The following is a 24830-nucleotide window of genomic DNA, read 5'->3' as shown; positions in this document are numbered from 1 at the left end:
TCTACACTGCCCAGACGATGGAACCGAACTTCGACGACCCAGCTATCGCCATGGCGCACCGCTCTGCCGTGCGCTCCATCGAGCGGGTCGTCGCCGAGACCGCCCCGCCGACCCCGGACGCGGCAGGCAGGATCCTCGAGCAACTCCAAGACCCGAAGACGCTGGTCATCACCGGCGCGGGCATCTCCACCGACTCGGGCATCCCGGACTACCGCTCCAAGCACGGCCGCCTGACCAAGGGCCGCCCGATGACGTTCCAGGAGTTCGCGCACTCGCCGGCGCAGGTGCACCGCTACTGGGCGCGCGCGTTCGTGGGCACGCGGTACATGCGCCAGGCCCGCCCCAACCGCGCCCACTTCGCACTGGTGGAGCTGGAGAGGGCGGGGCTGATCCGCGGCATTGTCACCCAAAACGTCGACGGGCTGCACACTCAGGCCGGCTCCGAAAACGTCATCGCGCTGCACGGCGACATGGAGCACGTGGTGTGCCTGGACTGCAAGACGCTGCATGAGCGCTCGCTTATCGACGCCCTCCTCACGGCCGCCAACCCCACCTACTTTGAGTCCGTGGAGGTGGAAGGCTCCATGCTCAACCCGGACGGCGACGTGGAGCTCAGGCAGGCCGATGTGGAGCGTTTCCGCATGATCGCCTGCCCGACGTGCCACAGCCACAGGCTCAAGCCGCATGTGGTGTACTTCGGTGAGGGGGTGCCGAAGGGGCGTCGAGAGGTAGCTGCCCAGTGGCTGGCGGAGTCGACCGGCGTGATCGCCATCGGCACCTCGCTGGCGGTGATGAGCGGCTACAAGTTCATCCTGGACGCCAAAAAGCAGGGCAAACCCACCGCCGTGATCAACGGCGGCCCGGGGCGCGCGGACGCCAAGGTGGACACGCTGTGGAGGGCGAGCATCGCCGACGCCCTCGACGAGGTCTTGGACGGGTTGGGCCTGTGATCGGCCTGCTGGTCCTTCTCGCGTTCGCGGTGTGGCGGTACACCGCCAGCGACCTGCCCAACGCCTTCACCACCGAGTTCCCCAGCGACCTGAAGGTGTACCTGCTGGGCGGGGAGAAGGTGGCGCACCACCAGCCGCTCTACGAGGCCGACCTGCTGCCCGGCCTGCCGTTTACGTACCCGCCGTTCGCGGGCGTGGTGTTTTCCTGGCTCGCGGAAAGTACTGTCCTGGGCGTCGCGTGGAAGGCCGCCTCCGTGCTGGTGCTGCTGCTGGTGGTGCGGGCTGGCACCGACCGCCACGCGCTCCTGCTCACCGCGGTGTTCGTGCTGTGCCTGTCGCCCGTGCAGGGCACCCTCTATTTCGGGCAGATAAACCTGCTGCTCATGGGCCTGGTGTGCCTGGATTTCCTGCCGCGCGTGAAGCTGCCCGGCATCGGCGTGGGCCTGGCTGCGGGCATCAAGCTCACCCCGGCGTTCTTCGTCCTCCTGTTCATCCAGCAGCGCCGGTGGGGTGCGGTGTTCATCGCGGCGTTCACGTTCCTGTGCACCGTGGCAACCGGGTTTTCTGAGGTCACGGACGCGAAACACTTCTGGGCGCACGCCATCTTCACCACCTCCCGCATCGGCACCGACGACAACCCGGGTGCGCAGTCCATCCGCCAGGTCCTCGCCCGCGCCGGCATGGACTCGCCCTGGCTGTGGCTCATCCTCGCCGCCGCCGTTACGGCGCTTGCGCTCATTGCTTCTCGACGAGCTCCCGCCCCCCTCGCCGCCTCCTTCATCGGCACAGCGGCCTGCCTGGTCAGCCCGTTTTCCTGGTACCACCACTGGGTGTGGGTCGTGCCCATGCTGGTGTGGGTGTTCGAGCGCTGGGGGCCGATCGTCTTGGCCCTGTTCATGGTGCCGTACGCCGCCACCAACATCTCCGCCGGCCTCTTCGAGGTGCCGGATGCACTTTTCATTCTCGTTCCAGCCGGTTTTATGCTCTGGTACACGCTACGCTCAGGTCATGCGCACTCGTCTAATCGCCGCCACCACCGCGGCCGCCACAGCCCTGACCCTCGCCCCCTTCGCAGCCGCTGACCCGGCACCCGTCACCGGCGTGGAGCTGAACCAGCCCGCCGACCAGGTCATCGCCGTGGAGGCGAAGTTCAACCTCACGTCCGACCAAGAGACCGCCATGCGGGAGCTGCGCAAACTGCGCGGAGACATGTGGGACCGCAACGTGCCGTTCGATGGGGTGCCGTTGCGCACGGCCGCCGCCAAGCAGGGGCTGACCTCCCGCCAGGCCTACGTGGACGCCGCCCAGTACGACGCCGGCCTGTCCCGCATCGCCCTGCAGCGCGGCGCCGAGGCGGCGAAGTTTTTCCGCCACCAGCGCCCGTACAACTCGACGTGCACGAACAATTGCGGCGACATCACAACCGCCACGTACAAGGGCAAGGCCGCGCCGGGCGAGAACTTGCACTCCGTTGGCAGCATGGGCAAGGCGATGCAGGATTGGGGCTACGGCGAGGTCGGCGCGCTGGTCCGGGCCAACGGGCAGTTCAACAGCGGTAACGGCCACCTGCACAACTTGATCGATCCGCGGATGCGGGCCTACGGTTTCGCCAGCGTGGTCACCGCAGAAGGCGAGGCCAGCGTGACCTCCACCTGCAGTGTCGGCGCCGGGTCCGACCGCATCGAGGGTGCTCAGAACACCGTGCTGCATCGCCCGGCCAACGGTGGGGAGAAACCGAGCACCACTCCGAAGAAGCTGGTGTTCGGCGGGGGCGGCTCCTCGTCCTCCCCGCGCGAAATCCTGGGCATCATCGCCACCGTGCTGACGGTGCTGTCGCTGCTGCAGACGCTGTACAGGTTCGCCGAACCGCAGATCAACCAGTTTCTGGGACGCTAGTTTTCAGCAGCCGGGCAACCTGGTCGAGGGCGTCCATCGTGTCGTCGTAGCTGCCGTCGGCTGAGCGGGCGCCGACGGCCACCCCGAAACCGCCGAACCAGCCCAACTGGCGGGTGTGCCAGGAACCGTCCTTCTCGTAGTCGGACCAGCCGCCCTTGAAGGGCACGCCCTCGAGCTGGCCCAGCCCGTAGGCCTGGTCCTCCGCGATGTGGTGCATGTCCGCGAACACGGGGTCGTCCTGGTCCTGCTGGCTGAGGTAGTAGGCGTAGCGGGCCTGGCCGGCAAAGGACCAGCGGGTGGTGCCGAAGGCGCCGTTGACCCGCACGTGCGAGCCGGATTTCGCAATTTCGGCGCCAACCTTTTCCGCGGCTTCCTTATCGCTGCCCATGCAGTCCCACAGGGCGCGGGCGGCGTCGTTGTCGGACCACTCGATCGCGGCTTCTGTCAGCTCCGAGACGTATTCCTTGCCGTACCCGCAGTGCTCGGCGGCCGCGCGGGCGATCGGGATCTTCATGGTGGACCACGCGGGGAGCCAGTCGAGGGATCCGGCTTCGGTCATGGCGGAGCCGTCGTAAAGCGCGACGCCCACTTCGGTGTTCGTGTCCTCTTCTATGCCGGCCACCGCCTCCGCCAGCTCCGCAAACGGGTCCGGGGCCGGCACCGTCGTCACGGCGGTGTGTAGCGGCTCCGATTCTTCCGCGGCGCAGCCGACGAGCAGCAGCGGCGCGAGGATCCACGCGACGCGCCTCATCTACTTGCCCGTCACCTGCAGCGGCTCGCGCAGCACGCGGTCCAGGGCCACCGCGCGGGCGATGTCGCGCACGACCTCGCGGTGGGAGGGGATGACGCGCAGGTCCGGGTAGTAGTGCGCCTCCGCGCGGACGGTGCGGGCGAAGGGGGCGCTGGACAACGGGTCGTCGATAAACGCGCTGCCCGCAACAACCACGGTGGCCGGCGAGTGGAGCGAGCACAGGCTCGCCACCAGGGAGCCCAGGCCACGCGCGCGCCTGTCCAGCGCGTAGCGGGTGTCTTCGCGGCTGTCCGTCACCGCGTCGCGCAGGGAGCGGATGCCCTCGGCGCCGATAGCGTCGATCAAGCCCTGGGTGGTCAGCTCCCCCTGCTCCACCTCGATGGGCTCCACGCCGTCCGGGTGGGAGATGGCGCACGCGATGGAATCGTCCGCGAACAGCGCCATCACGGACGGGGTGTCCAGCGACGGCGTGGACTGCATCTCCGAGCCCACGATCGCGCTACTGATGGAGGACACCTCCACCGGCACCGAGAACTGCTCGCGCAGCTGTTCGCCGATGTCCACCCCGTCCCAGCCGAGGTTGGGGGCGAATACCTTGCCGCCGTCGCGCACCGTGCCGGAGGTGGTCACGCCCACCGTGCGCAGGGGCCGGTCCACCTTGGTGGTCATTTGGTTCAGCCCCGCCATCATGGACTGGATGAAGTCGTCCTCGCTGACCTCGGAGACCGTGATGTCCATGTCGCGGCACAGCAGCGTGCGGCCCTTGAGGTCGAACAGCGCGATGTAAGTGGAATCCGTGCCCACGGACACGCCGGCGTGCACGCCCGGCATCTCGGCTAGCTCCAGCGGGATGGTTGGGCGGCCGCGCCCTTTGGACTGGGTGAGGTCGTTGCGCTCCGTGACGTAGCCGGCGTCGACGAGCGCGGCGATCGCACGGGTGACGGTCGGCTGTGAAAGTCCGGTAGCTTTCACAAGATCGCTTCTCGACGTCGTCTCGTACAACCGAATCAAGTGCAGGCACTTCGCTGCCGGTGTGCGGGGACGTGAGAAATTCATGATGAATATATTTACCTGTCTGCTGACGGAATTGTCCATTTGGCCAGCTCCGATACAATCGCTCGGCATGACCAACGAAGCGGATAGTGGTATGGGCGGACGAGAGCCGTCCCTGCTGGACGCCACCTGTGAAGATTTCGTCTACGACCTGGCCGAGATCAGCCCAACTCTTGCTACCCAGATCGGCATCGACGGCCACGACGGGGAGCTGCAGGATTTCTCCCCCGAGTACTGGGACCGCCTTGCGGACAGGATGCGCGACGTAGTCGCGGACGTGGACGCCTTGAACGACTGCACGGACGCCTCCGACGACGAGGACGACTTCGACGACGTGGACAACCTCACCGCCGCCATCCTGCGCGACCGGATGAGCGTCGAGCTGGAGTTCCACCACCGCGGTGAGCTGTTGTGCCGCCTGAACAACATCGATTCGCCCATCCAGACCATCCGCGACTCGTTCGCGCTCATGCCGAAGGTGACGGAGGAGGACTTCGACAACATCGCCTCGCGCATGTCGCGCATCCCGGGCGCCTTGGCGGGTTACCGCGAGTCCCTCGCGGAGGCGGCGGCCAGCGGCGACGTCGCGTCGCACCGGCAGATCGACGCGGTAATCAGCCAGTGCGAGGTGCTGGGCGCCACGGAATCCCAGCTCGACCACCTGGGGCTGTCCCCGGATTCCCACGTGGTGGGCCACGCCAAAGAGGCGTTCCTGGAGATGGCGGACTGGCTGTCCACCGAGCTGTCCCCGCAGGCCTCCCACAACGACGGGGTGGGGCGCGAGCGCTACCAGCTCTTCGCGGAGTTCTTCCACGGCCGCGAGGTGGACCTCGACGCCGGCTACGAGTGGGCGCAGGACCAGCTGGCGCAGACCGTGGAGCAGCAGCGCGCGATTGCGCACGATCTCTACGGCGACATCTCCGTGGCCGGCGCCTACCGCAACCTCGACCAGGACGAGCGCTACATCCTGCGGGGCACGGACGCACTCATCGAGTGGATGAGCGGCATCAACGAACAGGCCGCCGAAGCCTTCCAGGTGCCCGATGGGCTGCACCAGGTGGCGTGCGGCATCGACCGGGCGGGCTCCGGCGGCATTTTCTACACCCCGCCCAGCGACGACATGATCCGCCCCGGCACCATGTGGTGGTCCGTGCCGGAGGGCCAGGACACCTTCCACACGTGGCAGGAGCTGGCCACCGTCTTCCACGAGGGGGTTCCGGGCCACCACCTGCAGCACGGTTACGCCCTGCTCAACCGCAGCGAGCTGAACCTGTGGCGCCGGTCCGTGTGCTGGAACTCCGCCCACGGCGAGGGGTGGGCGCTCTACGCCGAGCACCTGATGGAAGACCACGGCTTTTTCGAAGACCCGGGTTACCGCATGGGCCTGCTTGACTCACGACGCCTCCGGCTCGCCCGCGTCATGGTGGACATCGGCGTCCACTTGGGCAAAACCACTCCGGAGGGCACCGGCACCTGGGACGCCCAGTACGCCAAGGCCTTCCTGCGCGACAACACGGCCATGCCGGAAGCGAACCTCGCGTTCGAGCTGGACCGGTACATGGGTTGGCCGGGCCAGGCGCCGTGTTACGCGCTCGGCTACAAGGATTGGGTGGACCTGCGGCGCCAGGCGTTGGCCCAGGGCATGTCCGAGCACGAGTTCCACGTCAAGGCACTGAAGCTGGGTTCCATGCCCATGGACATGCTCACCCACGAGGTGCTGAACCACTAAGGATCTTGGGCAGCCAGCCGGCGAAGAGGATCACCATGATCAGCCGGATGACCTGCAGGGCCCGTTTTCCTCCTCGCCGCGTCCGTGTTCGCCGGTTGGATCGACGCAGTGATCGGCGGCGGCGGTCTCGTGCTCATCCCGGTGCTGATGTCGGCCACGTCCATGTCGGCGGCGTCTGTGCTGGCCACGAACAAGGTCGCGGCGATCTCGGGCACCGCATCCGCTGCCGCCACCCTCGTGCGCCGCGTTGGGGTGCCCAGGGTGACCTGGATCTACGCGTTCATTGCGGGGGTCGCCGCTGCGCTCGGCGCAAGGGCAGTTTCGCTTATCGACGACTCCGTGGCCACCCCAATCATCCTCATCCTGCTTGTCGGAGTGGGCGTCTTTGTGGCGCTGAACCCAAAGTTCGGGCAGGAGGGCGCCGGCATCTTTTCCGGCAAGCGCCTCGCCCTCGCCGCCGTAGCCGTGGCTGTGGTCGGCGGCTACGACGGCGTGTTCGGCCCCGGCACCGGCATGTTCCTCATCATGGGGTTTACTGCGGTGTTCACCCAGGGCTTTGTGCGTTCGGCGGCGATGGCGAAGGCGCTGTTGGTGTTCGGGCTCGGCGGCTTCATCAACTGGAAGCTCGCCCTTGCCCTTGTCGTGGCCAACGTGGTGGGCGCGCAGCTGGGTGCGCGCACGGTGCTCAAGGGCGGGTCTACGCTGGTGCGCGTGGCGCTCCTTGGGCTCGTCGTCACGCTATGTGCGAAGTTGGGCTGGGACCTACTCCAACACCAGTGACCCGTTAACCAGGCCGACCACAGCGATCACCGCCGCGACCAGAACCACCGCCACCACGACCCACTCGAAGGCGTTGAAGAGCTTGTCGCCGTGCTTGCGGCGCGTCCAGATGTAGGGGACCAGGCCCGGCACCACGGCGAGCGCGCCGAGTAGCACGTACACCGGGTCCGCGGCGTAGATCAGCCAGAGTGAATACACGGAGCCGATCAGGCCCACGAAGAGGTGCCTGCGGTTGTCGCGGGGGGAAACTTCCGGCCCGGAGTCGTCGAAACGCGTGCCGGCGTGCGGGTGGGTCAGGCCCTTGCCCCTAACCGCAAGCAGCACCAGGTAGATGGAGGAGAAGATGTAGGGCAGCAGGTACATGATGGTGGCCAGCTGCACCATGGCGTTGTATGACGCGGAGGAGAGGAAAAAGACCACCACGAAGAACTGAATTACCAGCGTGGACAGCAGCTGCGCGCGCACTGGAGAACCATTGGAATTGTGGCGGCCCATGGAGTGGGGCAGGAGGCCGTCTTGCGCCATCAGCACAATCGGCTCGGCGCACAGCATCTGCCAGGACACGTAAGCGCCAAGCACGGACAGGCACAAGCCGACGGAGATGAGCACGCCGCCCCACGGGCCCACCACTTCCTCAAGCACCGCACCCATGGAGTTGTCCGGCAGCGCCGCCAGCTCCTCCTGGCTGAGCACGCCGTAGGAGAGCGTGGACACCGCGACCAGCAGGGCGAGGACGGACAGGAAGCCGATGATGGTGGCCTTGCCAACGTCGCTGCGCTCGCGCGCCTGCTTCGAGTACACCGATGCCCCCTCGATGCCGATGAACACCCACACCGTGTAGAGCATGATGCCCTTGAGCTGTTCGCCGAACGGTAGGTTGGAGCCCCAGAAGTCCATGGTGAAGCGGTCCCAGGAGAAGCCGAGGAACGCCACGAGGACGATGAAGGCGAGGATCGGGACGAGCTTTGCCACGGTCGTGACCGCATTCATCACCGCCGCTTGTCTCAATCCGCGGGTCAGCCCGAAAAAGATGAGCCAGCTCAATGCGGACACGGAGATGGCAAGCACCCACCGGTTGGAAAAGGCGGGGAAGTAGTAGCCCAAGGTGTTGAAGAACAGCGTGGCGTAGCCCACCTGCGCCATGACGGAGCCGAGCCAGTAGCCCATGCCCGAGGTGAAGCCGATGAAGTCGCCCAGGCCCGCGCGCACGTAGGAGTACACGCCTGAATCCAGGTGGGGTTTGCGCACGGCCAGGATCTGGAACACGAAGGCGATGGAGAGCATGCCCACGCCTGCGATGGCCCAGCCGGCGAGCATCGCCCCTGGGCTCGCCACTGAACCGATGTTTTGGGGCAGCGCGAAGATGCCGGATCCGATGGTGGATCCGATGATGAGTGAGACTAGCGTCCACACAGAGACAGTGCGCTTCGACATGGCGAGTAACACTACCTCAGCAATTGTCTACTACAATCATCAAACATTCACAGACATATAAACATTAACAACTGAGGGAACCACGGATATGCGCACCAAAATCATCGCACTGACGAGCGTGCTCGCGCTCGCATGCGCGCCTCTATCCCCAGCTCACGCCGATAACGGATACGTTCCCACCAACGTCACTCCCGGCCTGACCGCCACCATCGAACCTCCGCTGCCGCGCGGTGCCGCGTGGTACGACGCGCCGTCCCTACCCGCGTGGGCCACGATCACCCCGGACGGCACTATCCGCCTCGCGCCGGGGGAGGACGTCACCCCCGGTTCCTACGAGTGGCCGGTGACCGCCACGTTCGCGGACGATAGCACCCAGACGTTCCCCGTCAGCGTCACCGTCGGCGCCGACAACGACGCATCCGATGAGGGCGCGGTCATCGACGCGTTCGTCCAGTACGCCCCCGAGGTTTCCCACCGCTGCGCGGCCACTGCCGTCGGTGTCGGCCTGCCGCTGCTGGTGCTGCTCCCACTCGGCTTCGCTTCCCAGCTGAGCTTCCCGTTCGTGGCCCGGCAGAACCACCTGCAGCTGCAGGTGGGCAACGTTCCGTTCCTGGTGGACGTGAAGCTACGGGACCTCAATTCCCGGGACGTGGACATGGGCATCGCCGCCATCCTCGCCGCCGCGGGCCTCGCCGGCGCCGGCGCCATCATTTCTCAGTGCCAGTAGGGTCCTCGGGCCACGCGTGCTTGGGGTAGCGCCCCCGCATCTCTTTCCGCACCTGCTGGTACGGGCCCTGCCAGAAGCTGTCCAGGTCGTCGGTGACCGCAAGCGGCCTGCCTGCCGGGGAAAGTAGGTGGTAGAGCACCTTCACGCCCGACACGCGCTCGCCCTTCTTGCCAAACATGTGCTGCAGCTTTACCCGCTTCACTGGCCGGCCGCTGCCGTAGTCGAACTGCCTCGGCGCCGCGGCATCAAGTTCCGCCACCTGCTTCCAGTCCAGCTGTCTCAACATCGCCTGCCGCATGTCGCAACTGCCTATCGACGCACCTCCGGCCACCTCACGCACCTCCAGCGAATAATCGCCCTGGCTCACGTCCGGCCAGCCTCGGGTCTCGTGCAGGAAATCGAGCCGCTCCTTGAGGTGCTGCTCCTCCTTGGTCAGCGGGAAGCTGGCAAAATCCACGTCCGTGAGCGCTTCCGCCGCCCCGTCCGGGGTGAGCTTGACCGGGGTGGAACGCAACTCGATCGCGCCGACCCGCGCGATCCTCCTGCCCCTGACCTTGCCGTCCTCCAGAAACGCCCGGGTTTCCTCCACCACGCGGTGCTCCGGGAACGCGATCGGCTCGGCTTCCCGGATGATCGCGCCTCCCTGCGTGCGTTGCAGCTGCGCTGCCGCGATCCATTCGGCGTTGGAATTGAACCTCGCCCGGGTGCCCGACGCCAGCAGGTACTCGTCGCCCATCTTCTTGGCTATCCACTGCGGGAAGGCGCTCGCGATCACCTCGCCGGGGTCTACCAGGCCCTTGTCTTTTACCAGCCTGCGCAGCCTTTTCGCGTCCGCCTCCCCCGCGAGACGGGCCACCGTCGGGGCCGCCTGGGCACCCCATTCGAGAAGCGCCGCACCGAGTCTCGGATCCAGGGGCATACTCGCAAGCTTCTGGCCAAAGGCGGTGATCTTGCCGTTTTGTGTCGCCCCGAGTGCTTCGAGGTTGGATTCGGCTTCGGTGAGGTCCTTCGGTTCGTCGAGAAGCGGCAGGTCCGGCGAACCCCACGCCTTCATAACCAGCAGTGCCCCGGTGAGGTCGGCGGTGAGGATCTCCGGGGTGATATCCGGCTGCATCTTCGCGTACTCGTCGCGGGAAAAGACCCTCACCACCTCGCCCGGACCCAGGCGGCCGGCGCGTCCCGCCCTCTGGTCCGCGCTCGTTTTCGCCTCCGAGACCGTGACCAGCCCGGTCATGCCGCGGCTGTCGCGTTTGGGAACTCTGGACAGCCCCGCGTCCACCACCTTGCGCACCCCAGGCACGGTTATGGAGGACTCCGCCACCGCAGTGGACACCACCACCCGGGCATTCCCGTTGAGCGCCTCATCCTGCTCCGCGCTGCTCTGGCGCCCGTGCAGGGGCGCTGCGTCCTTGAGGTAGCCGCAGACCAGGTCCACCTCCCGGGCACCCGGCACGAACACGAGCGTGCGGTGGTCGCCGCCTGCCTGCATGGCCACGTGCCGGTAGAACTCGCGGGTGCCCTGAATGCGCTCGGGGTGCGGGGTGTAAGCGATGTCCAGTGGGTGGGTCACGGCCTCCGTGGAGAGGATCTGCGCGCCCATGTGGTCGGCGAACTTCTGCGCGTCCAGGGTCGCGGACATGGCGGCCAGATAGAGGTCGTCGCGCAGCAGCGCCACCTCCATGCACATCGCCAGCACCAGGTCGGTGTCCAGCTGGCGCTCGTGCACCTCGTCGACCACCACCGCGTTGACGCCCTCCAGCCCGGGGTCGTTCAGCAGGCGGTTCAGCAACACCCCGGGCGTGACGAATTCCACCAGCGAGCCGTCCTTGTGCTCCCCACGGATGCTGTAGCCGACGCGGTGGCCGAGCGGAGCGCCGTCGAGAAGCGAAAGGCGCCGCGCCGCGGACCGCACCGCCACCCGGCGCGGGGCCACGACCAGCGTTTTCCCCACCTTATTTGCGATTGCCGGCGGCACCAGCGTGGTCTTACCCGTGCCGGGCGGCGCCTCGACCACGAGAGGCCCTTGCGCTGGCAGCTGGCCGATCACCCGGAAGACGGGGAGGCCGCTGCCGATTTTCGCGAGGTCGAACATGGCAATCCAGGGTAGCGTGTGGGCCATGAGACGCCTCTTCGCAGCGATCGTCCCACCGGCCGATGTCCGCGAACACCTCATCACCGCGCTGCGGCCCATCCGCAACTTCTCGGGCACAGAAGTGCGGTGGTCCGACCCGGACAATTGGCACATCACGGTGGCGTTCTACGGGGCGCAGCCTAACGACGCCGCGGCAGTCACCGACCACCTCGCCCAAGCCACCGCGTTCACCCGGCCACTCCGCCTGCATTTACGGGGGGCCGGGTGTTTTGACCGGCGCACCCTGTGGATCGGGGTGGGCGGGGACAAAGCACCGCTCAAAGACCTGATGGCGGACTGCCAACTCGACCCAGACGTGCGGCGTCGGCAGCGCGCGCACCTGTCTGTCGCGCGGACGGGCACGCGGACGAGGGACCCGTGGCTTCTGGACGACCACGCCCATGCCCTCGCCATCTACTCCGGGCCCGAGTTTGCGGCCGATGAAGTTCTGCTGCTCGAATCCCACCTGGGAAAGGGCCGAAGTGGCGGCCCGAAATACGAGGTGGTGGACACCTTCTACCTGCGATAAGCCTCCTCCTTCGGGTCTGGGAACGGGGCCTCCACCGGTTCTTGCGGGAGGGGTTCCACGTACGGCATTTCGGGGGTGAACCCAAACTTCATGCCGTATTCCTGTTCTAGGTCATCGATTGCCGCGTTGGCCTGATCGAGGTCCAGGTCGCGGTCGAAAGCGTCCAGAATGGCGTGACCTTTGGCGAAGAACTCCGCCGCACGAGCCCGGTTTTTGCGCACGCTGGACATGTTCGACTGCCAGCGTGGGTTGTAAGGCGTGATTTGGTCGTGCAGGAGGCTGTCCTGCGCCGCGAGCACGTAGGAGCCGTCAGCGAACAACCAAATCACGTCGCCGGTGAGGGGGTCGGGGATGTAGAACGCCCTGCGATCGGTCTTCATATTGTGATGCTTTTGGCATAAGGGGAAGAGATTGTCCACCTTGGTGGGGCCGCCGTCTTCGAACGGGATGCGGTGGTCCAACTGGCATTGCTCGGCCGGGCGGTTGCACTCGGGGTAGATGCAGGTTCGGTGGCGGGCGTGGACGGCACGGCGCATCGGATCATTGGGGGCGTAGCCTTTCAGCATCTTCTCCGCCGCCTCGTCCAAGTTGCGCTGGATAGGGAAAGTGTCGGCCAGCCACTCCTCAAACGCCGACGTGGCCTCGATATCCGTCCAGCCACTGCCAGGCAGGTACACCGGACCACCCACCGCGCGGTTTGTCGGGGTGTAGACGTTCAGCACAGGGACCACCTCGATGCCGGCGCACTCCCCACTCAGCAGTTTGGTCGCAGCTTCGGCGTGGCTGATTCCCAGTTCGCGGGCCACGGCCGTGACGTTGGCCTGGATTTTCCGGGCATACAGCGGGTTGGTCATCAACTCCACTACGGCACGGTCTTTGCCGCCAGAGTGGAACTCGTCCACACGGAACCGGTCGGCGGTGTCCTTCTCGCGCTGTTGGCGCTTGCGCTTGTCGTACGCCCGGTCTGGGTCCATGCGTTTGATGGCGGCCCTGATGCGGTCCGTGACCGTGTTGCGTTGCGGGACGGTCTGGTCGTGGCGTTTTGGGGTGAAGGTGTCGAACAGAATGTCGTCGATAAGCTTGAGCGCTTCTTCCGTGACATCCGGCCCCAGCTCTTCGATGGCGGTGTAGACCGCGGTGAGGTGCCCCACGTCCATCACGCGCGTGTCCTGCTGGAGCTCGCGCAGCCGAGGCAGCTCTTGAAGCGCCGCGTGGCCGAGGATCGCGTTCTTGACAAACCCCTTGTGCCAACCGGTGGCGAGCTGCAGTTGTGTCACGGTGGCGTCGAAATCGTCCACGTTGAAGCCGGGAAACGCGTAGTGGCCGAACATGGTCCAGTACGTGTCCCGTATGGCCTGGGCGCACTCGCTGTCTGGGTCGTGTTTTCGCTGGTTACGGAACAGTTTTGGTGTAGCGGTTGCGGTTGTCACCGTCCCCCCTTTCTGTTTGTTGCGTTCGAGCATATCGCACACACAAACGACTGTCAATATCTCCACCATGATAAGAGGAGCTCTTGACAGTATGTATGTTCGATATGCTACTGTCAGCTCCACCGAAGTATCCGCAAACCATACAAAACAGGTCCGACACGCTAAATTGATCATGTGCTCTTCACCGCCGTTCCGCGCCCGCCTGCTCGCATCATTCCTGGTGCTGTGCATCTGCCTGCTTTCCTCGACGAGGAGGAGCAGCATGCACTTGTGGGGCAGGCTCGTCAGCTTGCGCGAGAGGCGGCGGGGACGCCGGTTGCTATGCGACGTCCAAAGGTCGGCAACGGTCAAATGGATGCCTGGCTGCTGTCCCTGGGGTGGTTTTGGGCCACCAATCCGTACCGGATGCTCAGAGAGGTCGATGGGCACCCGGTGCCGGCGGTTCCGGGGAATTTCCAGGGCATCGCCGACCGCGTCATGGAGCGGGCGAGGGAGATCGATCCCCTCGTTGGGCCTACTCCGCGCATCCAGACCGCACTGGTCAACTTCTACCCGCCGGGCAAGGGGATGGGGCTGCATGTGGACGCGGATGAGAAGTCTGGAAACGCCGTGGTCAGCCTCTCATTCGGGCAGGACACCGTCTTCCGCATCGAAGGCCGCGATACATTGCTCATGTCCGGAGACGCGGTGGTGTTCGGCGGGCCCGCAAGGAGGGCTAGGCACGGTGTGCTCGGCGCAAGGAGTGGCACGTCCGACCTGCTCGAAGGCAGGCTCAACATCACCATGCGGCAAATGGAGGAACGATGATCGCGCTGCTCGGAGTGTGGCTGGCGGCGATTGCGAGCCCGGGGCCGGACCTGGTGCAAATCATCCGCGTCGGCTCGAAGGACCGCAGGTCGGGCGTGCTGTGTGCGCTGGGCATCATGCTGGGCAACACCATCTGGATCGTCGCCTCGCTGGCCGGCCTGAGCGCTCTGATGCAGGCATTTCCTCGGATTCTGTCCGTGTTGCAGATCCTGGGCGGCGCCTACCTACTGTGGATGGGCGTCGGCGCCATCCACAGCTCGGGTGCCGAGATCCCGGCAGGGCAAAAGGTGGCGAGGCCGTTCCTCACCGGTCTGGCCACCAACCTTTCCAACCCCAAGGCGATCCTTTTTTTCGGCGCGATCTTCGCCCAGTTCGCCCACGTCGGTTGGGTTGCGGCGCCGGTACTCGTGCTCACCGGTATCGCGTGGTTCGTGGGGTTTGCGCTGGCGGTCCGCGCGATGTCGCGGGCCATCGAGCAATACGGCAAGCTTATCGACGTCACCACAGGCGCAATCTTCATAGCGTTAGCCATCTGGATGTTGTGGGAGGGCCTACACTTCGGCGCATGAGCGAACAGAAGGTAGCGGTAGTCACGGGTGGGTCCGCAGGCATCGGGGAGACGACCTGCAGAGCGCTGGCAAATGACGGCTGGAAGGTCGTCGTAGCGGCGCGGCGCCTGGACATGTGCCAGCAAATCGCCGACGAGATCGGGGGCGTGGCGGTGCGGCTGGACGTGGGGGACCGGGGAAGCGTGGAGAAGCTGGCGGAGCTTGAGCGCGTGGACCTGCTGGTCAACAACGCGGGCGGTGCCAAGGAGCTGGACTACCTGCGGGACGCGCAAGATGAAGACTGGCAGTGGATGTTCGAGACCAACGTGATGGGCACCATGCGGGTCACGCGCGCGCTGTACCCGCAGCTCAAGGCGGCGAAGGGGCTGGTGGTGAACATCGGGTCGGTGGCGGGCACGGACGCGTACAAGGGCGGGTCCGGCTACAACGCAGCCAAGCACGGGTTGAGGGGCGTGACCAGGGCGTTCAGGCGCGAGGAGGCGGAGAACGGCATCCGCGTCTGCGAAATCGACCCGGGGAGGGTGAAGACGGACTTTTCGCTGAACCGGTTCAAGGGCGATGAGGCGCGCGCAAGAGAGGTGTACGAGGGCAAGCATAACCTCACCGCGGAGGACGTGGCGGAGGCGGTGCGCTGGGTGGCCAGCCTGCCGGCGCACGTGAACATCGACACGATGAGCATCATGCCGGTTGACCAGGCGGAACGCTAGAGATAGTCCACCACTTCGACGTTGAGGCGCCCGCGCAGGTCCGCCATCCAGGCCTCCACGTCCACGTAGTCGGCGGCTTCAACGAGGGGGATCACGCGGTGGTCGTAGCTGATGGGCGGGCCGACGGTGTAGGTGGGCATGAACCGGGCGCCGGCAAACGAGACTTCGTCGCCGCGCTTGGTAAACGTGAACTCGCCGATGCCGCCGATCTTGGTCGGCTCCTCCCACTGCCCGTGCAGGAAGTTGCCGTGGGAGTACCAGATGGGCCCGGCGAACGGCTCCACCACGTGCGGGTGCCCGCCGAGCACCAGGTCCGCGCCGGCCTCCAGGGCCGCCGCGGCGGTCTGCTCCTGGAAGTCATTCTGCAGCGGGGCGTACTCCTCGCCCATGTGCAGCATCACCACCGCCACGTCCACCTGGGAATCCAGGGTGGCGATGTGGGCGGTCAGGGTGTCGTCGATAAGCGATGCAAAATGCTCCTGCTCAACGGGCAGGCCGTTGGTGCCGTAGGTGAAGCCGAGGAAACCGACGGTGATGCCGTTGGCCTCGATGATGCGCGGGGTGGCTTCGTCCTGCTCAGAGGCGTAGCTGCCGGTGTAGAGCATGCCGCGCTCGCGCATGTTGCCGGTGGACGCGAGCACGCCTTCGCCGCCGCGGTCCATGGAGTGGTTGGTGGCGTTGTTCACGATGTCCACACCGGCGCCCTGGAGCGCGTCGATGATCTGCGGGGGCGCGTTGAACTGCGGGTACCCGGACAGGCCGAACGCTTCGCCCGCGACGGGGACCTCCATGTTCGCGGTGGTGATGTCCGCGTCCTGCATGTACCCCCTGACCGGGTCGAACATGCGAGAGAAGTCGAAGCCGGTGTCCGTGCGCGCGGCGGTGTACACGTCGGAGTGGACCAGGATGTCGCCGACGGAGCGGATGGTCACGGTGGATTCTTCAACCACCTCGGGCTCTTCCGGAACCTCTTGCGTGCATCCGGCAAGCAGTAGCGTGAGGGCCAGCGCCCAGATTCTTCGCATGCCTTACACTAACCGGCATGCATATCGACGTGCCCATTTCGGGCGAGACGATCAAACTCGGCCAATTTCTCAAGCTGGCCAATCTGGTCGAATCCGGCGGCCACGCCAAAGAGGCGATCGTGGGCGGGGAGGTCACCGTGAACAACGAGGTGGTCACCTCGCGTGGGCACTCGCTTATCGACGGCGATACCGTCGGCCTCGGCCCTGACTCCGCCACCGTCGTCGTTGACGGCGACGACGGGGACTACTTTGACGAACGCACCGCCAACGATGACTTCGACCCGGAGAAGTGGAGGAACATGTAATGCCGGCATTCGAGGGCAAAGAGGGCATGCCGTTCTGGCAGGACCTGGTCACGCAGAACGTGTTGAAGTCCACGCACTTCTACTCCGAGCTGCTCGGGTGGGAAATCGTGGACGGCATCGCGCGCAAGGACGGGCTACCCGTGGCTGGCCTAGTCCCGGCGCAGATGGACATGTGGGTGACCTCCTTCATCGGCAGCCCCGACAACGTGGAAAAGCTGGGCGGCAAGGTGCTCAGCTCCGACGACACGGTGATTCTGTGCCAGGACCCGGCCGGCGGCCTGTTCGGGTTGAAGGACCCGTCGGAGCGCTTCGTCGCCGCCGGTGAGCCCGGTGTTCCGGTGTGGTACGAGTACAGCGCGCCGAGCCTGGGCGCGATCGATTTCTACGGCGAACTCTTCGACTGGGAGATCCGCGAGGAAGACGGCTACTACATCGCGTTCGAGGACGGCGCGCCGTTTTTGGGCATGTTCGTCGGCGAGCACGCGCAGTGGTTCAGCTACTTCGGCGTGCGCGACGTGGACGCGGCGTGCAAGCAGGTGGAGGTCCTAGGGGGCGGCGTGGAGTTCGGGCCCGAGAACGGCACCGCAGGCGTGCACGACCCGAACGGCGCGCAGTTCTTCCTCTCCGAGGTGGATGAGCCGGTCTTCGACGACGTCGACGAAGCGGAATCGGTGCTGTGAGGAAGTTGGGGGTGGCGCTGGCGGCGTCGATAAGCATGCTGCTCGCACCCCAAGCGTCCGCTTACCATGTGGATCCCAGCTACGCGCGGGAGCGCACCGCGCTCGCTGTGGTGCATCCCGACGGGCGGGTGAGTATCTCGCCTGATGCGGAGGAGGCGCGACCGGCACTCTCGCTGGCCAAGCTCTACCTCGGCTACTGGGTGCTCTACAACGGCACCGCCGAGGAGAAGGACAAGGTGCAGAAGATGGTGGAGAGCTCTGACGACGCCATCGCCAGCGAGCTGGATCGCGCGCACCCCGAGGCGATCGACGAGATCGCGGAAGACTTCGAACTGCGGCAGACCCGCAGGGGCGGCGCCTGGGGCAACACCGAGACCTCCGCGCGCGACCTGGCCACGTTTGTGAACGGGATTTTGTGGGACCCGGTGGCGAAACCCCTGCTCAATGGCATGGAGAAGCAAGCCGCCGTGGCGCAGGACGGTTTCATCCAGGGCTTCGGCACCGCTCGGCTGCACAACGTGCGGGGCTCCAAGATGGGGTGGGCGGACGACCGGAAGAGCGCCACCGGCAGCGTCTCCTTCGGCGAGGCGGGCGACGAAACCTGGACCGTGGCGGCCCTGACGCTCGGGACCGCCTACGAGAACACCGTGGATACGCGGATGGGCATCAACCAGGTGGAAGATTCCCCGAAATCGCGTCTGCGGCATCCCGCACTCGGCGACGTATCTCTGCCGGGGTGGAAATAAACCCGTCCGCGTAGTACTCGGTGCCCTCTAATCCTGAGCCGGCGCGGACCTGGATCAGGCCGTCAACCTGGGGTTGGGTGTCGGGGAAGGTGACGATGTAGTTCTCCGCGGCCGGCAGCGCCACGTCGCCGAGGGCCCACACCACGGTTGCGCCCGTCGCTGCCACGGCCTCTCCGGCGTCGGCTGGGTTGTCTACGTCCAGGATCGTGGTCCCGGACAACTCTGCGGCGGCGGCAACATCGGGGCGCCAGAGCATGTCCTTCGCCGCGGCGGGGCCGTCCCAAAGGGAAACGGCCCACCTGCCGCTGGGCTTGCTGGGCACGAATACGGCGCCGAGCGCGTGCGGCTCCACAGTGACCTGCTGCGCCCACTTGGTGGCCGGAAGCGCGTGGTCCACGGCAGTGCCCAGCATGAGCATGGCGGCGTGGGTGATGCGGTCAGGCAAAAGCGCCAGGTAATTCGGGGAATCCTCGTAGGTGGCGTGAATGTAGGACGCGAGCTGCTCCAGCTGCAGCTCGGGCGGCATCTCGCGCTTGATCCCGCCGACGTTGAAGTTCGGGTCGCCCTGCTCGTTGATGTGCTCTACCAAATTGTCACCCGGTCCTCGGGAGCGATCCACATCTTGGAGCCTTCTTCCACGTCGAAGACCTCGTAGAACTCGTCCACGTTGGAGGCGATCACGTTGCAGCGGAACTCGTTGGGGGAGTGCGGGTCAATGGCCAGGAGTTGCGCTGCCATCTCCGGACGCGCCTTGGAGCGCCACACGCGTGCCCACGCCAAAAAGAGGCGCTGGAAACCTGTGTACTCGCCGTCCAGGTCGCCGAAGCTCGCGGGTGCGGCATCTTCCATCCCGTGGTCCGCCAAGTACTTCTTGTACGCCACGACGGCAATGCCCAAGCCGCCGAGGTCGCCGATGTTCTCGCCGAGAGTGAATTCACCCTTCACGCCCTTGGTCTTCGTGCCCTCCAGCACCGCAGGGACCAACCCGTTGAACTGCTCCACCAGCTTGGCGGTGAGGTTGTCAAAGTTGGTGCGGTCCTCCTCCGTCCACCAGGAGTTGAGGTTGCCCAGGCCGTCGTAGCGCGAGCCTTGGTCGTCGAAGCCGTGGCCGATCTCGTGGCCGATCACCGCGCCAATCGCGCCGAAGTTCTCGGCGGCGTCTGCGTCAGGGTCGAAGAACGGCGGCTGAAGGATCGCGGCCGGGAAGGTGATGTCGTTGACCACAGGGTTGTAGAACGCGTTGACGGTCTGCGGGGAGGACACCCACTCGCCGCGGTCGGACGCCTTGCCGATCTTTGACAGCTGGTAGTCGTGCTCGAACGCGGCACCCACACGCACGTTTTCCACCAGGTCCGCGCCGAACTCGAGGCCGTCGTAGTTGCGCCACTTCTCCGGGTAGCCGATCTTCGCGTTGAACTGGGCAAGCTTCTCCAGCGCCCGCTCCTTCGTCGGCTCGCTCATCCACTCCAGCTGCTGGATCCTGGTGCGGTAGGCGGCAATGAGATAGTCCACCAGCTCCAGCATCCGCTCCTTGGAGGAAGGCGGGAAGTGCCTATCCACGTAGTTGCGCCCAATTTCTTGACCTACCAGGGACTCCGCCAGCCCCACGCCCCGCTTCCAGCGGTCGCGCTGCTCGGTGGCGCCGGAGAGGCGCTTGCCGTAGAACTCAAAGTTGGCTTCGCCGATGGCTTCTGCCAGCACGCCGGCACGGGAGCGCAGGATATTCCACGCCGCCCAGAGCTGCCAGTCCGCCAGCGTCTCCCGGCGCAGCATCGCGTCTAGGTCGGCGGTGTAGGAAGGCATCATGTCGATGACTCTGCCGGCGGGAATACCAGAGGCGCTCAGAAGCACCCGCACCAGCGGGGGCATCTCCTCGAGGGTGGTGGGGTTGTAGGTGGCAACAGCGTCGCGGGCCTTGACCACGTCCCAGTGGCTGGCGGCCAGGTGGGTCTCCAGGTTGACAATGCGCTCCGCCGCGATCTCCGGGGTCAATCCCAGCAGGTACTTCGGCTCCAGGAAACCGAGCATCTTGGCCACGTGCTGCTGGTACGCCGCGAGGGTTTCAGCGTGGTCCTCCTCGCGGTAGTAGGCCTCATCCGGCAGACCCAAGCCGGATTGGATGATGTAGGGCACCGAGTCCTCGCCCTGGGAATCCTTTTCCACCCAGTAGGTGACGGGGCCGCCGATGCCGACGCGCTCCAGCTTGCCAAGGCCACGCACGAAATCCTCGACGCTGGAGACCTCGATCTCTGCGAGGTCCGGGTTCAACGCGTCGATGCCCGCAGCATTCACGCGGCCGACATCCATAAAGGACTGGAAAATGTCGCCGCCCAAACCTGCACCGTCTTCCAAAATGGCGCGGACATCCTCCTCGGACTTATCGCGCAGGGCGTAGAACGCGCCATCTATACCACGGTCAGCGGGAATCTCGTGGGTGCGGGCCCACTCGCCGTTTACCAGTTCAAAGAGGTCATGCATGCCCCAATGCTACATCTGGCTCCAACTCCGGCACGGGAATCTGGAAAGGGGCGTGGGACTGCTGGATAATCCAGTTGCTGGCCTCACGCTGCTGGCTCAAGTTGTAGCCGCCGTGCGAGCGGATGTCGCGGAACACACCGAAAGACTGCAGACCCAGGGAGTAGAACAGCGCGTTGAACTCGTTGAGCGGGACGCGCCCGGCCGCGAGGTTCGTGCGCATGGCCGGGGACACCAGGCCGCGGTGCGCCTCCCGCATGGAGCACACCAGGTCGTCCGTGCGGCAGATCTCCAGCACTCGCGGGCCCAGTACGCCGTAGCCGTCCGGCAGGGAACCGAGGGAACCGCGCGAATCCGGGGACGTGCCGCGGGACAACACCGCACCGTTTCCGCCCTGGTGCGGGTTTGCAAACAACGCCACGCCGGAGACCCGCTCGGGGTTGATGGGGCCGCGACCGTTGGCAATATCGCTGGTCAGGGTGGCAGCGATGTCCGCGCCCAGGGAGTAGCCCGTGAAGCTGAACTTCGCGTCCGGGCAGGCGTTGGCCAGCTTGGACACGGTGGTGCGGGCGCGCTTCAATCCGCCGGCCTTGGACTTCTCGTACTCCGTGGTGGCGAACGGGGTGGAGGGGTAAGACACCCACAGCGGCTGGATCTCCCCGGCGGTGCCCGCGCGGGTGAGAATGCCAGTCATGAACACGTTGCCGCCGTGCGGCACGAAGTCCGGGATGCCTTCCGCCGTGTTGGCGCCGCCCGGCACCGCCACCAGGTAGTGCGCGGCGCACCCTTTCTGGCCCGGGAGCGTTTTCACCGGCTGGGCATCGGCGGGGGCGGCCACCAGGGACAACAGCAGGGCGGCAGCGGCCGCAATCTTCGGCAGTTTCATAGCGGAAGGATCATACCTCTTACTCGCTCGGGTCGCGTACCTTCATCGGGCCGGGGGTGTACAGGCCCCACCGGGTGGTCTCCGTGACGTCTACCTGTGCGAGCGCCGGGGCGTCGCCGGCCGAGTTGGTGCGGCGGCTGTACTTCGCCACTGATCCCCAGTCGCGCTGCCAGTCATCCCTGAGGTAGCCGGGGATTTCGTAGGAGGTGTTCACCGCCTCCGTCGGGGCGAGCGCGCCGCCGCCGAGGAAGTCCATGAAGCCGGACAGCTGCGCTTTGCCCGGGGCGTCCGGCATGATGCGGTACTCCGGGATCTCGTCCACGCCCGCGTAGTGGAAGAACGGGCGCTGGCACGGGTACTGGAACGCTACGGTCCAGTCCAGCAAGCCCGGGGTGTCGGAGTCGAACACCTGGCCCAGCTCCACCAGCTTCGGGTTGCGCAGCGGGGTCACAGCCAACCAGTCCCTCTCTGCGAGCGAGGAGTCCTCGGCCACCAGGCGGACCACGTCGGCCTCCTCCGGGATCTGGTCGACTGGATAGCGCAGATTCCTCCAGGCCGGCGACGGGCCCTGGTCCAGCATCTCCACGTCGCCGAGCTTTTCCACGCCGCCCTCGGTGGTGCGGCCGTACTCCAGCTTGAGTTCGGTGCCTTCCTGCTCGATGCCGTTGATGTCGTGGTGAGCGATGCGGCCGGCCACGGAGGCCACCAGCAGCGGGCGTTCCTCGGACTTCTCCGGGAGCTCAAACCAAGCGGTTTCCAACTCCGCGGATTGCGTCGGCGTGTCCTCGAAAGTGCCCAGCACCGGGACGCGGTTGTAGTCCAGGCCGAACGGCAGGCGCACGGTGGAGCCATTCACGCCGCGCAGGGAGCGGGGGCGGTTGCCCTGCGTGTTCACTCGGGAGGTGGACTGCGCCTCGTCGGAGGTCGGATCCACGTCCGCGGTGTCGTCGTCCTGCACCTGCTGGCGGCTCGCGTCTGAGGTGTCGGCGTTTTCAGAGGCGATGAAGGCCGGCACGCCGTCGGGCGTGAATCCGGTGCTTTCCCCGGAGTCGAGGGATTTGCCCAGCGGGATACCGTTGGCAGGCGTGAGGAACGAGTCGTTCGTGTCGTCCTCCAGCAGCACGTCCGAGCCCTGGGCGCAGCGGTCGCCAGCGAACGTCTGCACGTTGCCCATGCCCACGGAGTAGGCGGGGGCCTGGGAGGCGAAGGACTTCACAAACGTCAGGCACGACAACGCCACCACTAGGGCAGCCGCCACGGCAATAGGGGCGGACATGATGCCGGCCCACCGAGAGGCGTCGATAGGCTTGGGCCCCCGCATGCTCTGCACCACGCCCACCACGAAAACAACCAGCGCGAGCGCAAGGATGACGGTGTTGAACTCGACGGCCTTGAGCTGCGGGGTGCGGTCCCACCAGGGCACGGCGTAGGAGGAGACGTACCACCAGCCGTTCCAGCCCGCGAACGTGAGCGCCAGCAGGAACAGCACCGCCGCAGTGGCGAAAGAGCGGTTGCGGTTGGACTGCAGCGCAATCCGCGAGAGCACCACCGAGCCGTACGCCGCGATCGCCGCGCCCAGGCCGGCGTAGATGCCGAAGTGGTGGGTCCACTTCGTTGGCGTGAACATGAGGAAGAAGGTGGACAGGCCGATGATCAGCATCATGCGCTTCGCGGTCGGCGTCTTCTCCCCGCCGCGGGCGAACCACCACAGGATCAGGCCCACGCTTAAGAAGAGCACGAACATGGGGAAGCGGCGAGATAGGGAGCCGTCCACGGTCTGCTCGAACAGGACGGAGTAGCGGCTCCACTCCTCGAACCAGTGCATGGCCGGGCCCACCTGGGAGCGCACGGCGGTGGCCTCCAGCACGGTGGCCAGGGTCTGGTCCTTGAACACCGGCACCATCACCGCCATGCCCGCGCCGAGGAACGGCGCGATGTAGGCGAGCTTCGCTTCACGACGCCCAATGGTCCCCAACACCCAGGGCAGCGAAATCAGGAACACGCCCACCGCCGCCAAGCCGGTGGGGCCGCAGGCCAGGGTCAGTGCCGCCGTAATGGTGCCCCACGCGGCCGGGGCGAGGCGGTCCGTCTCGATGGCGCGCTCGAACAGCGCCCATGTGAGCATCAAGCCGAACGCGATGATGGGCTCCGGGCGGGTGCCGTTGTTGTATGGCAGCCAGAACGCCAAGAACACCAGCGCGGCGGTCCAGTGGGCGACGCGCCTGTTCGCAATCGCAGGGCCCAGCTTGGGCAGGATCTCACGCGAGAGCAGCCACCAGGTGCCCAGAGCGGCCAGAAGCGACGGCAGGCGCATCCACATCGATGCGGTGCTCACCTGCGCGAGCAGGGCCAGCAGGTCGTAGAACGGCGAGCCGAACGGCGCCTCCGGCACGCCGTACCAGCGGTAGTAGTTGGCCATGTAGTCCGTGTTCGCGGCCACGCGTGCCATGGTGAGCAAGTAACCGTCGTCGGAGGTGTTGGCGCCGAAGATATGCCAGAAGCTGAGCACGGCGACCACCAGGCCGTCGAGAGGCTTGAAACGCTGGCGCTGGCGGCGCGGGGCTGGGCCGTCCAGCTTACGCAGGGCCCACAGCGCAATCACGGCGGAAATCAGGCCGAGGACCATCGCCAGCGTCTTCATCAGGGTGGGCTGCGAGGTGAAGCGGGAGTTGATGTCCACGTGGGCGCTCAATCCGGCGTCGACAAGCTTCTGCTCATCCTGGAGTTCGGTGTAGATGCCGGTGAGCTGCGGCCGGTAGTCGTCCTCGCTGTCTTCCGCGTAATCCGTGCCCGGGATCTCCACCGTGGTGCCCTCGTGGGTGAGCTTCGCGGTGAGCTGCGCATCGGCGGGCAACTTCTTCACCTGCGCGGGCGTGAGCTGCAAAAGCACGTCGTTGAGCGAGCTGACCACCAGGCCGCCGTCTGGGGAGGTGACAAAAAAGCCGCGGTCACTGGCCTTGGGGGAGTCCTCGGGGAGGGTGCCCAGGATCATGGTTTCGTCGCTGCGGAGCGCTTCGACGGCTTGCAGCGGCACCGTGACCTCGAGCTCCTGCGGCGCCAGCGAGATCAGCGGCGCGTTGACGGAACCCACGGTGCCATTCTGCGGCCATGACACGGAAGATTCCGTCTGCTTCACCGACAAGAACGGCACGAGCACAAGCAGGACAAACGCGATGAGGCCCGCGACAATCGCGGTGGTCTGGACTTTTCTCACAGCGGA

The 24830-nt window shown here is 66.1% G+C and carries 22 protein-coding genes and 1 pseudogene; 13 read left to right on the top strand and 10 right to left on the bottom strand.

The annotated features are described in order from the left end of the window. Nucleotides 1-17 precede the first annotated feature (17 nt). Genes HMA55_RS00840 through HMA55_RS00830 form a run of 3 tightly spaced genes read left to right on the top strand, consistent with a single transcriptional unit; the run spans nt 18 to nt 2846 of the window. A complete protein-coding gene (locus HMA55_RS00840) occupies nt 18-950 on the top strand; it encodes a Sir2 family NAD-dependent protein deacetylase (protein WP_181191204.1) in 933 nt (310 codons plus the stop codon). Continuing rightward, nucleotides 947-2032, top strand: a complete 1086-nt coding sequence (locus HMA55_RS00835; RefSeq protein WP_181191203.1) for a glycosyltransferase 87 family protein — start codon at nt 947-949, stop codon at nt 2030-2032. Before HMA55_RS00840 ends, HMA55_RS00835 begins: the two co-directional genes overlap by 4 nt. Continuing rightward, nucleotides 1959-2846, top strand: a complete 888-nt coding sequence (locus tag HMA55_RS00830) for a hypothetical protein (protein ID WP_181191202.1) — start codon at nt 1959-1961, stop codon at nt 2844-2846. The genes HMA55_RS00835 and HMA55_RS00830 overlap by 74 nt, the downstream gene beginning before the upstream one ends. Here HMA55_RS00830 and HMA55_RS00825 read toward each other — a convergent pair. After that, entirely contained in the window at nt 2824-3597 is a 774-nt protein-coding gene (locus tag HMA55_RS00825) for a hypothetical protein (protein ID WP_181191201.1), read from the bottom strand. The genes HMA55_RS00830 and HMA55_RS00825 overlap by 23 nt on opposite strands. After that, a complete protein-coding gene (locus HMA55_RS00820) occupies nt 3598-4653 on the bottom strand; it encodes an ROK family protein (RefSeq protein ID WP_181191200.1) in 1056 nt (351 codons plus the stop codon). Nucleotides 4654-4720: 67 nt separating this feature from the next. Here HMA55_RS00820 and HMA55_RS00815 point away from each other — a divergent pair, with 67 nt between their 5' ends. Both HMA55_RS00815 and HMA55_RS00810 read left to right on the top strand, forming a co-directional pair. Further along, nucleotides 4721-6379, top strand: a complete 1659-nt coding sequence (locus HMA55_RS00815; RefSeq protein WP_181191199.1) for a DUF885 domain-containing protein — start codon at nt 4721-4723, stop codon at nt 6377-6379. A gap of 69 nt (nt 6380-6448) precedes the next feature. Next, nucleotides 6449-7159 (top strand): annotated as a pseudogene (locus tag HMA55_RS00810) (TSUP family transporter); the annotation flags it as partial. On the opposite strand, the gene HMA55_RS00805 reads toward HMA55_RS00810, so the two are convergent. After that, the gene (locus HMA55_RS00805) at nt 7142-8593 is read right to left on the bottom strand and encodes an amino acid permease (protein WP_181191197.1); all 1452 of its coding nucleotides are present in this window, start codon (nt 8591-8593) and stop codon (nt 7142-7144) included. The pseudogene HMA55_RS00810 and the gene HMA55_RS00805 overlap by 18 nt on opposite strands. Before the next feature lie 88 nt (nt 8594-8681). Between HMA55_RS00805 and HMA55_RS00800 the strand changes: the two genes are divergently transcribed. Then, nucleotides 8682-9320 carry a Rib/alpha-like domain-containing protein gene (locus tag HMA55_RS00800; protein ID WP_181191196.1) on the top strand — a complete coding sequence of 213 codons (639 nt, stop codon included), beginning with the start codon at nt 8682-8684 and terminating at the stop codon, nt 9318-9320. Here the strand turns inward: HMA55_RS00800 and HMA55_RS00795 are convergent. Beyond that, entirely contained in the window at nt 9301-11412 is a 2112-nt protein-coding gene (locus tag HMA55_RS00795) for an ATP-dependent helicase C-terminal domain-containing protein (RefSeq protein ID WP_181191195.1), read from the bottom strand. The two genes, HMA55_RS00800 and HMA55_RS00795, sit on opposite strands and share 20 nt — an antisense overlap. A 25-nt stretch (nt 11413-11437) precedes the next feature. On the opposite strand from HMA55_RS00795, the gene thpR reads away from it, so the two are divergent. Beyond that, nucleotides 11438-11980: an RNA 2',3'-cyclic phosphodiesterase gene (gene thpR, locus HMA55_RS00790; RefSeq protein WP_181191194.1), complete on the top strand. Its 543-nt coding sequence runs from the start codon at nt 11438-11440 to the stop codon at nt 11978-11980. On the opposite strand, the gene HMA55_RS11480 is transcribed toward thpR, so the two are convergent. Continuing rightward, complete coding sequence (locus tag HMA55_RS11480; protein WP_181191193.1) at nt 11968-13410, bottom strand: HNH endonuclease; 1443 nt, start codon at nt 13408-13410, stop codon at nt 11968-11970. The genes thpR and HMA55_RS11480 overlap by 13 nt on opposite strands. A gap of 174 nt (nt 13411-13584) precedes the next feature. Between HMA55_RS11480 and HMA55_RS00780 the strand changes: the two genes are divergently transcribed. Genes HMA55_RS00780 through HMA55_RS00770 form a run of 3 tightly spaced genes read left to right on the top strand, consistent with a single transcriptional unit; the run spans nt 13585 to nt 15493 of the window. Further along, complete coding sequence (locus HMA55_RS00780) at nt 13585-14217, top strand: alpha-ketoglutarate-dependent dioxygenase AlkB (RefSeq protein WP_181191192.1); 633 nt, start codon at nt 13585-13587, stop codon at nt 14215-14217. Then, on the top strand, nt 14214-14786 hold the full coding sequence (locus HMA55_RS00775; protein WP_181191191.1) for a LysE family translocator: 573 nt from the start codon (nt 14214-14216) through the stop codon (nt 14784-14786). The genes HMA55_RS00780 and HMA55_RS00775 overlap by 4 nt, the downstream gene beginning before the upstream one ends. Further along, the gene (locus HMA55_RS00770) at nt 14783-15493 is read left to right on the top strand and encodes an SDR family oxidoreductase (protein ID WP_181191190.1); all 711 of its coding nucleotides are present in this window, start codon (nt 14783-14785) and stop codon (nt 15491-15493) included. The genes HMA55_RS00775 and HMA55_RS00770 overlap by 4 nt, the downstream gene beginning before the upstream one ends. Here the strand turns inward: HMA55_RS00770 and HMA55_RS00765 are convergent. Then, a complete protein-coding gene (locus HMA55_RS00765; RefSeq protein ID WP_181191189.1) occupies nt 15490-16518 on the bottom strand; it encodes a CapA family protein in 1029 nt (342 codons plus the stop codon). The two genes, HMA55_RS00770 and HMA55_RS00765, sit on opposite strands and share 4 nt — an antisense overlap. Nucleotides 16519-16535: 17 nt before the next feature. On the opposite strand from HMA55_RS00765, the gene HMA55_RS00760 reads away from it, so the two are divergent. The 3 genes from HMA55_RS00760 to HMA55_RS00750 are packed head-to-tail and all read left to right on the top strand — an operon-like array spanning nt 16536 to nt 18249. Further along, a complete protein-coding gene (locus tag HMA55_RS00760) occupies nt 16536-16823 on the top strand; it encodes an RNA-binding S4 domain-containing protein (RefSeq protein ID WP_181191188.1) in 288 nt (95 codons plus the stop codon). Continuing rightward, entirely contained in the window at nt 16823-17503 is a 681-nt protein-coding gene (locus HMA55_RS00755; RefSeq protein ID WP_181191187.1) for a VOC family protein, read from the top strand. Before HMA55_RS00760 ends, HMA55_RS00755 begins: the two co-directional genes overlap by 1 nt. Next, a complete protein-coding gene (locus HMA55_RS00750) occupies nt 17500-18249 on the top strand; it encodes a hypothetical protein (RefSeq protein WP_181191186.1) in 750 nt (249 codons plus the stop codon). Before HMA55_RS00755 ends, HMA55_RS00750 begins: the two co-directional genes overlap by 4 nt. On the opposite strand, the gene HMA55_RS00745 is transcribed toward HMA55_RS00750, so the two are convergent. The 4 genes from HMA55_RS00745 to HMA55_RS00730 are packed head-to-tail and all read right to left on the bottom strand — an operon-like array spanning nt 18170 to nt 24824. Next, entirely contained in the window at nt 18170-18868 is a 699-nt protein-coding gene (locus tag HMA55_RS00745; RefSeq protein ID WP_181191185.1) for a hypothetical protein, read from the bottom strand. The two genes, HMA55_RS00750 and HMA55_RS00745, sit on opposite strands and share 80 nt — an antisense overlap. Beyond that, nucleotides 18832-20727, bottom strand: coding sequence for a M13 family metallopeptidase (locus HMA55_RS00740; protein ID WP_181191184.1), 1896 nt, complete (start codon nt 20725-20727; stop codon nt 18832-18834). The genes HMA55_RS00745 and HMA55_RS00740 overlap by 37 nt, the downstream gene beginning before the upstream one ends. Further along, complete coding sequence (locus HMA55_RS00735) at nt 20720-21610, bottom strand: cutinase family protein (protein WP_181191183.1); 891 nt, start codon at nt 21608-21610, stop codon at nt 20720-20722. Before HMA55_RS00735 ends, HMA55_RS00740 begins: the two co-directional genes overlap by 8 nt. A gap of 19 nt (nt 21611-21629) precedes the next feature. Further along, the gene (locus HMA55_RS00730) at nt 21630-24824 is read right to left on the bottom strand and encodes an arabinosyltransferase domain-containing protein (protein ID WP_257802386.1); all 3195 of its coding nucleotides are present in this window, start codon (nt 24822-24824) and stop codon (nt 21630-21632) included. Nucleotides 24825-24830 lie beyond the last annotated feature (6 nt).

The organism is Corynebacterium wankanglinii (genome assembly GCF_013601005.1).
GTDB classification, from domain to species: Bacteria; Actinomycetota; Actinomycetes; order Mycobacteriales; family Mycobacteriaceae; genus Corynebacterium; species Corynebacterium wankanglinii.
Note: the sequence above shows the minus strand (reverse complement) of the source record. Positions and strands in the feature narration are given on the sequence as shown.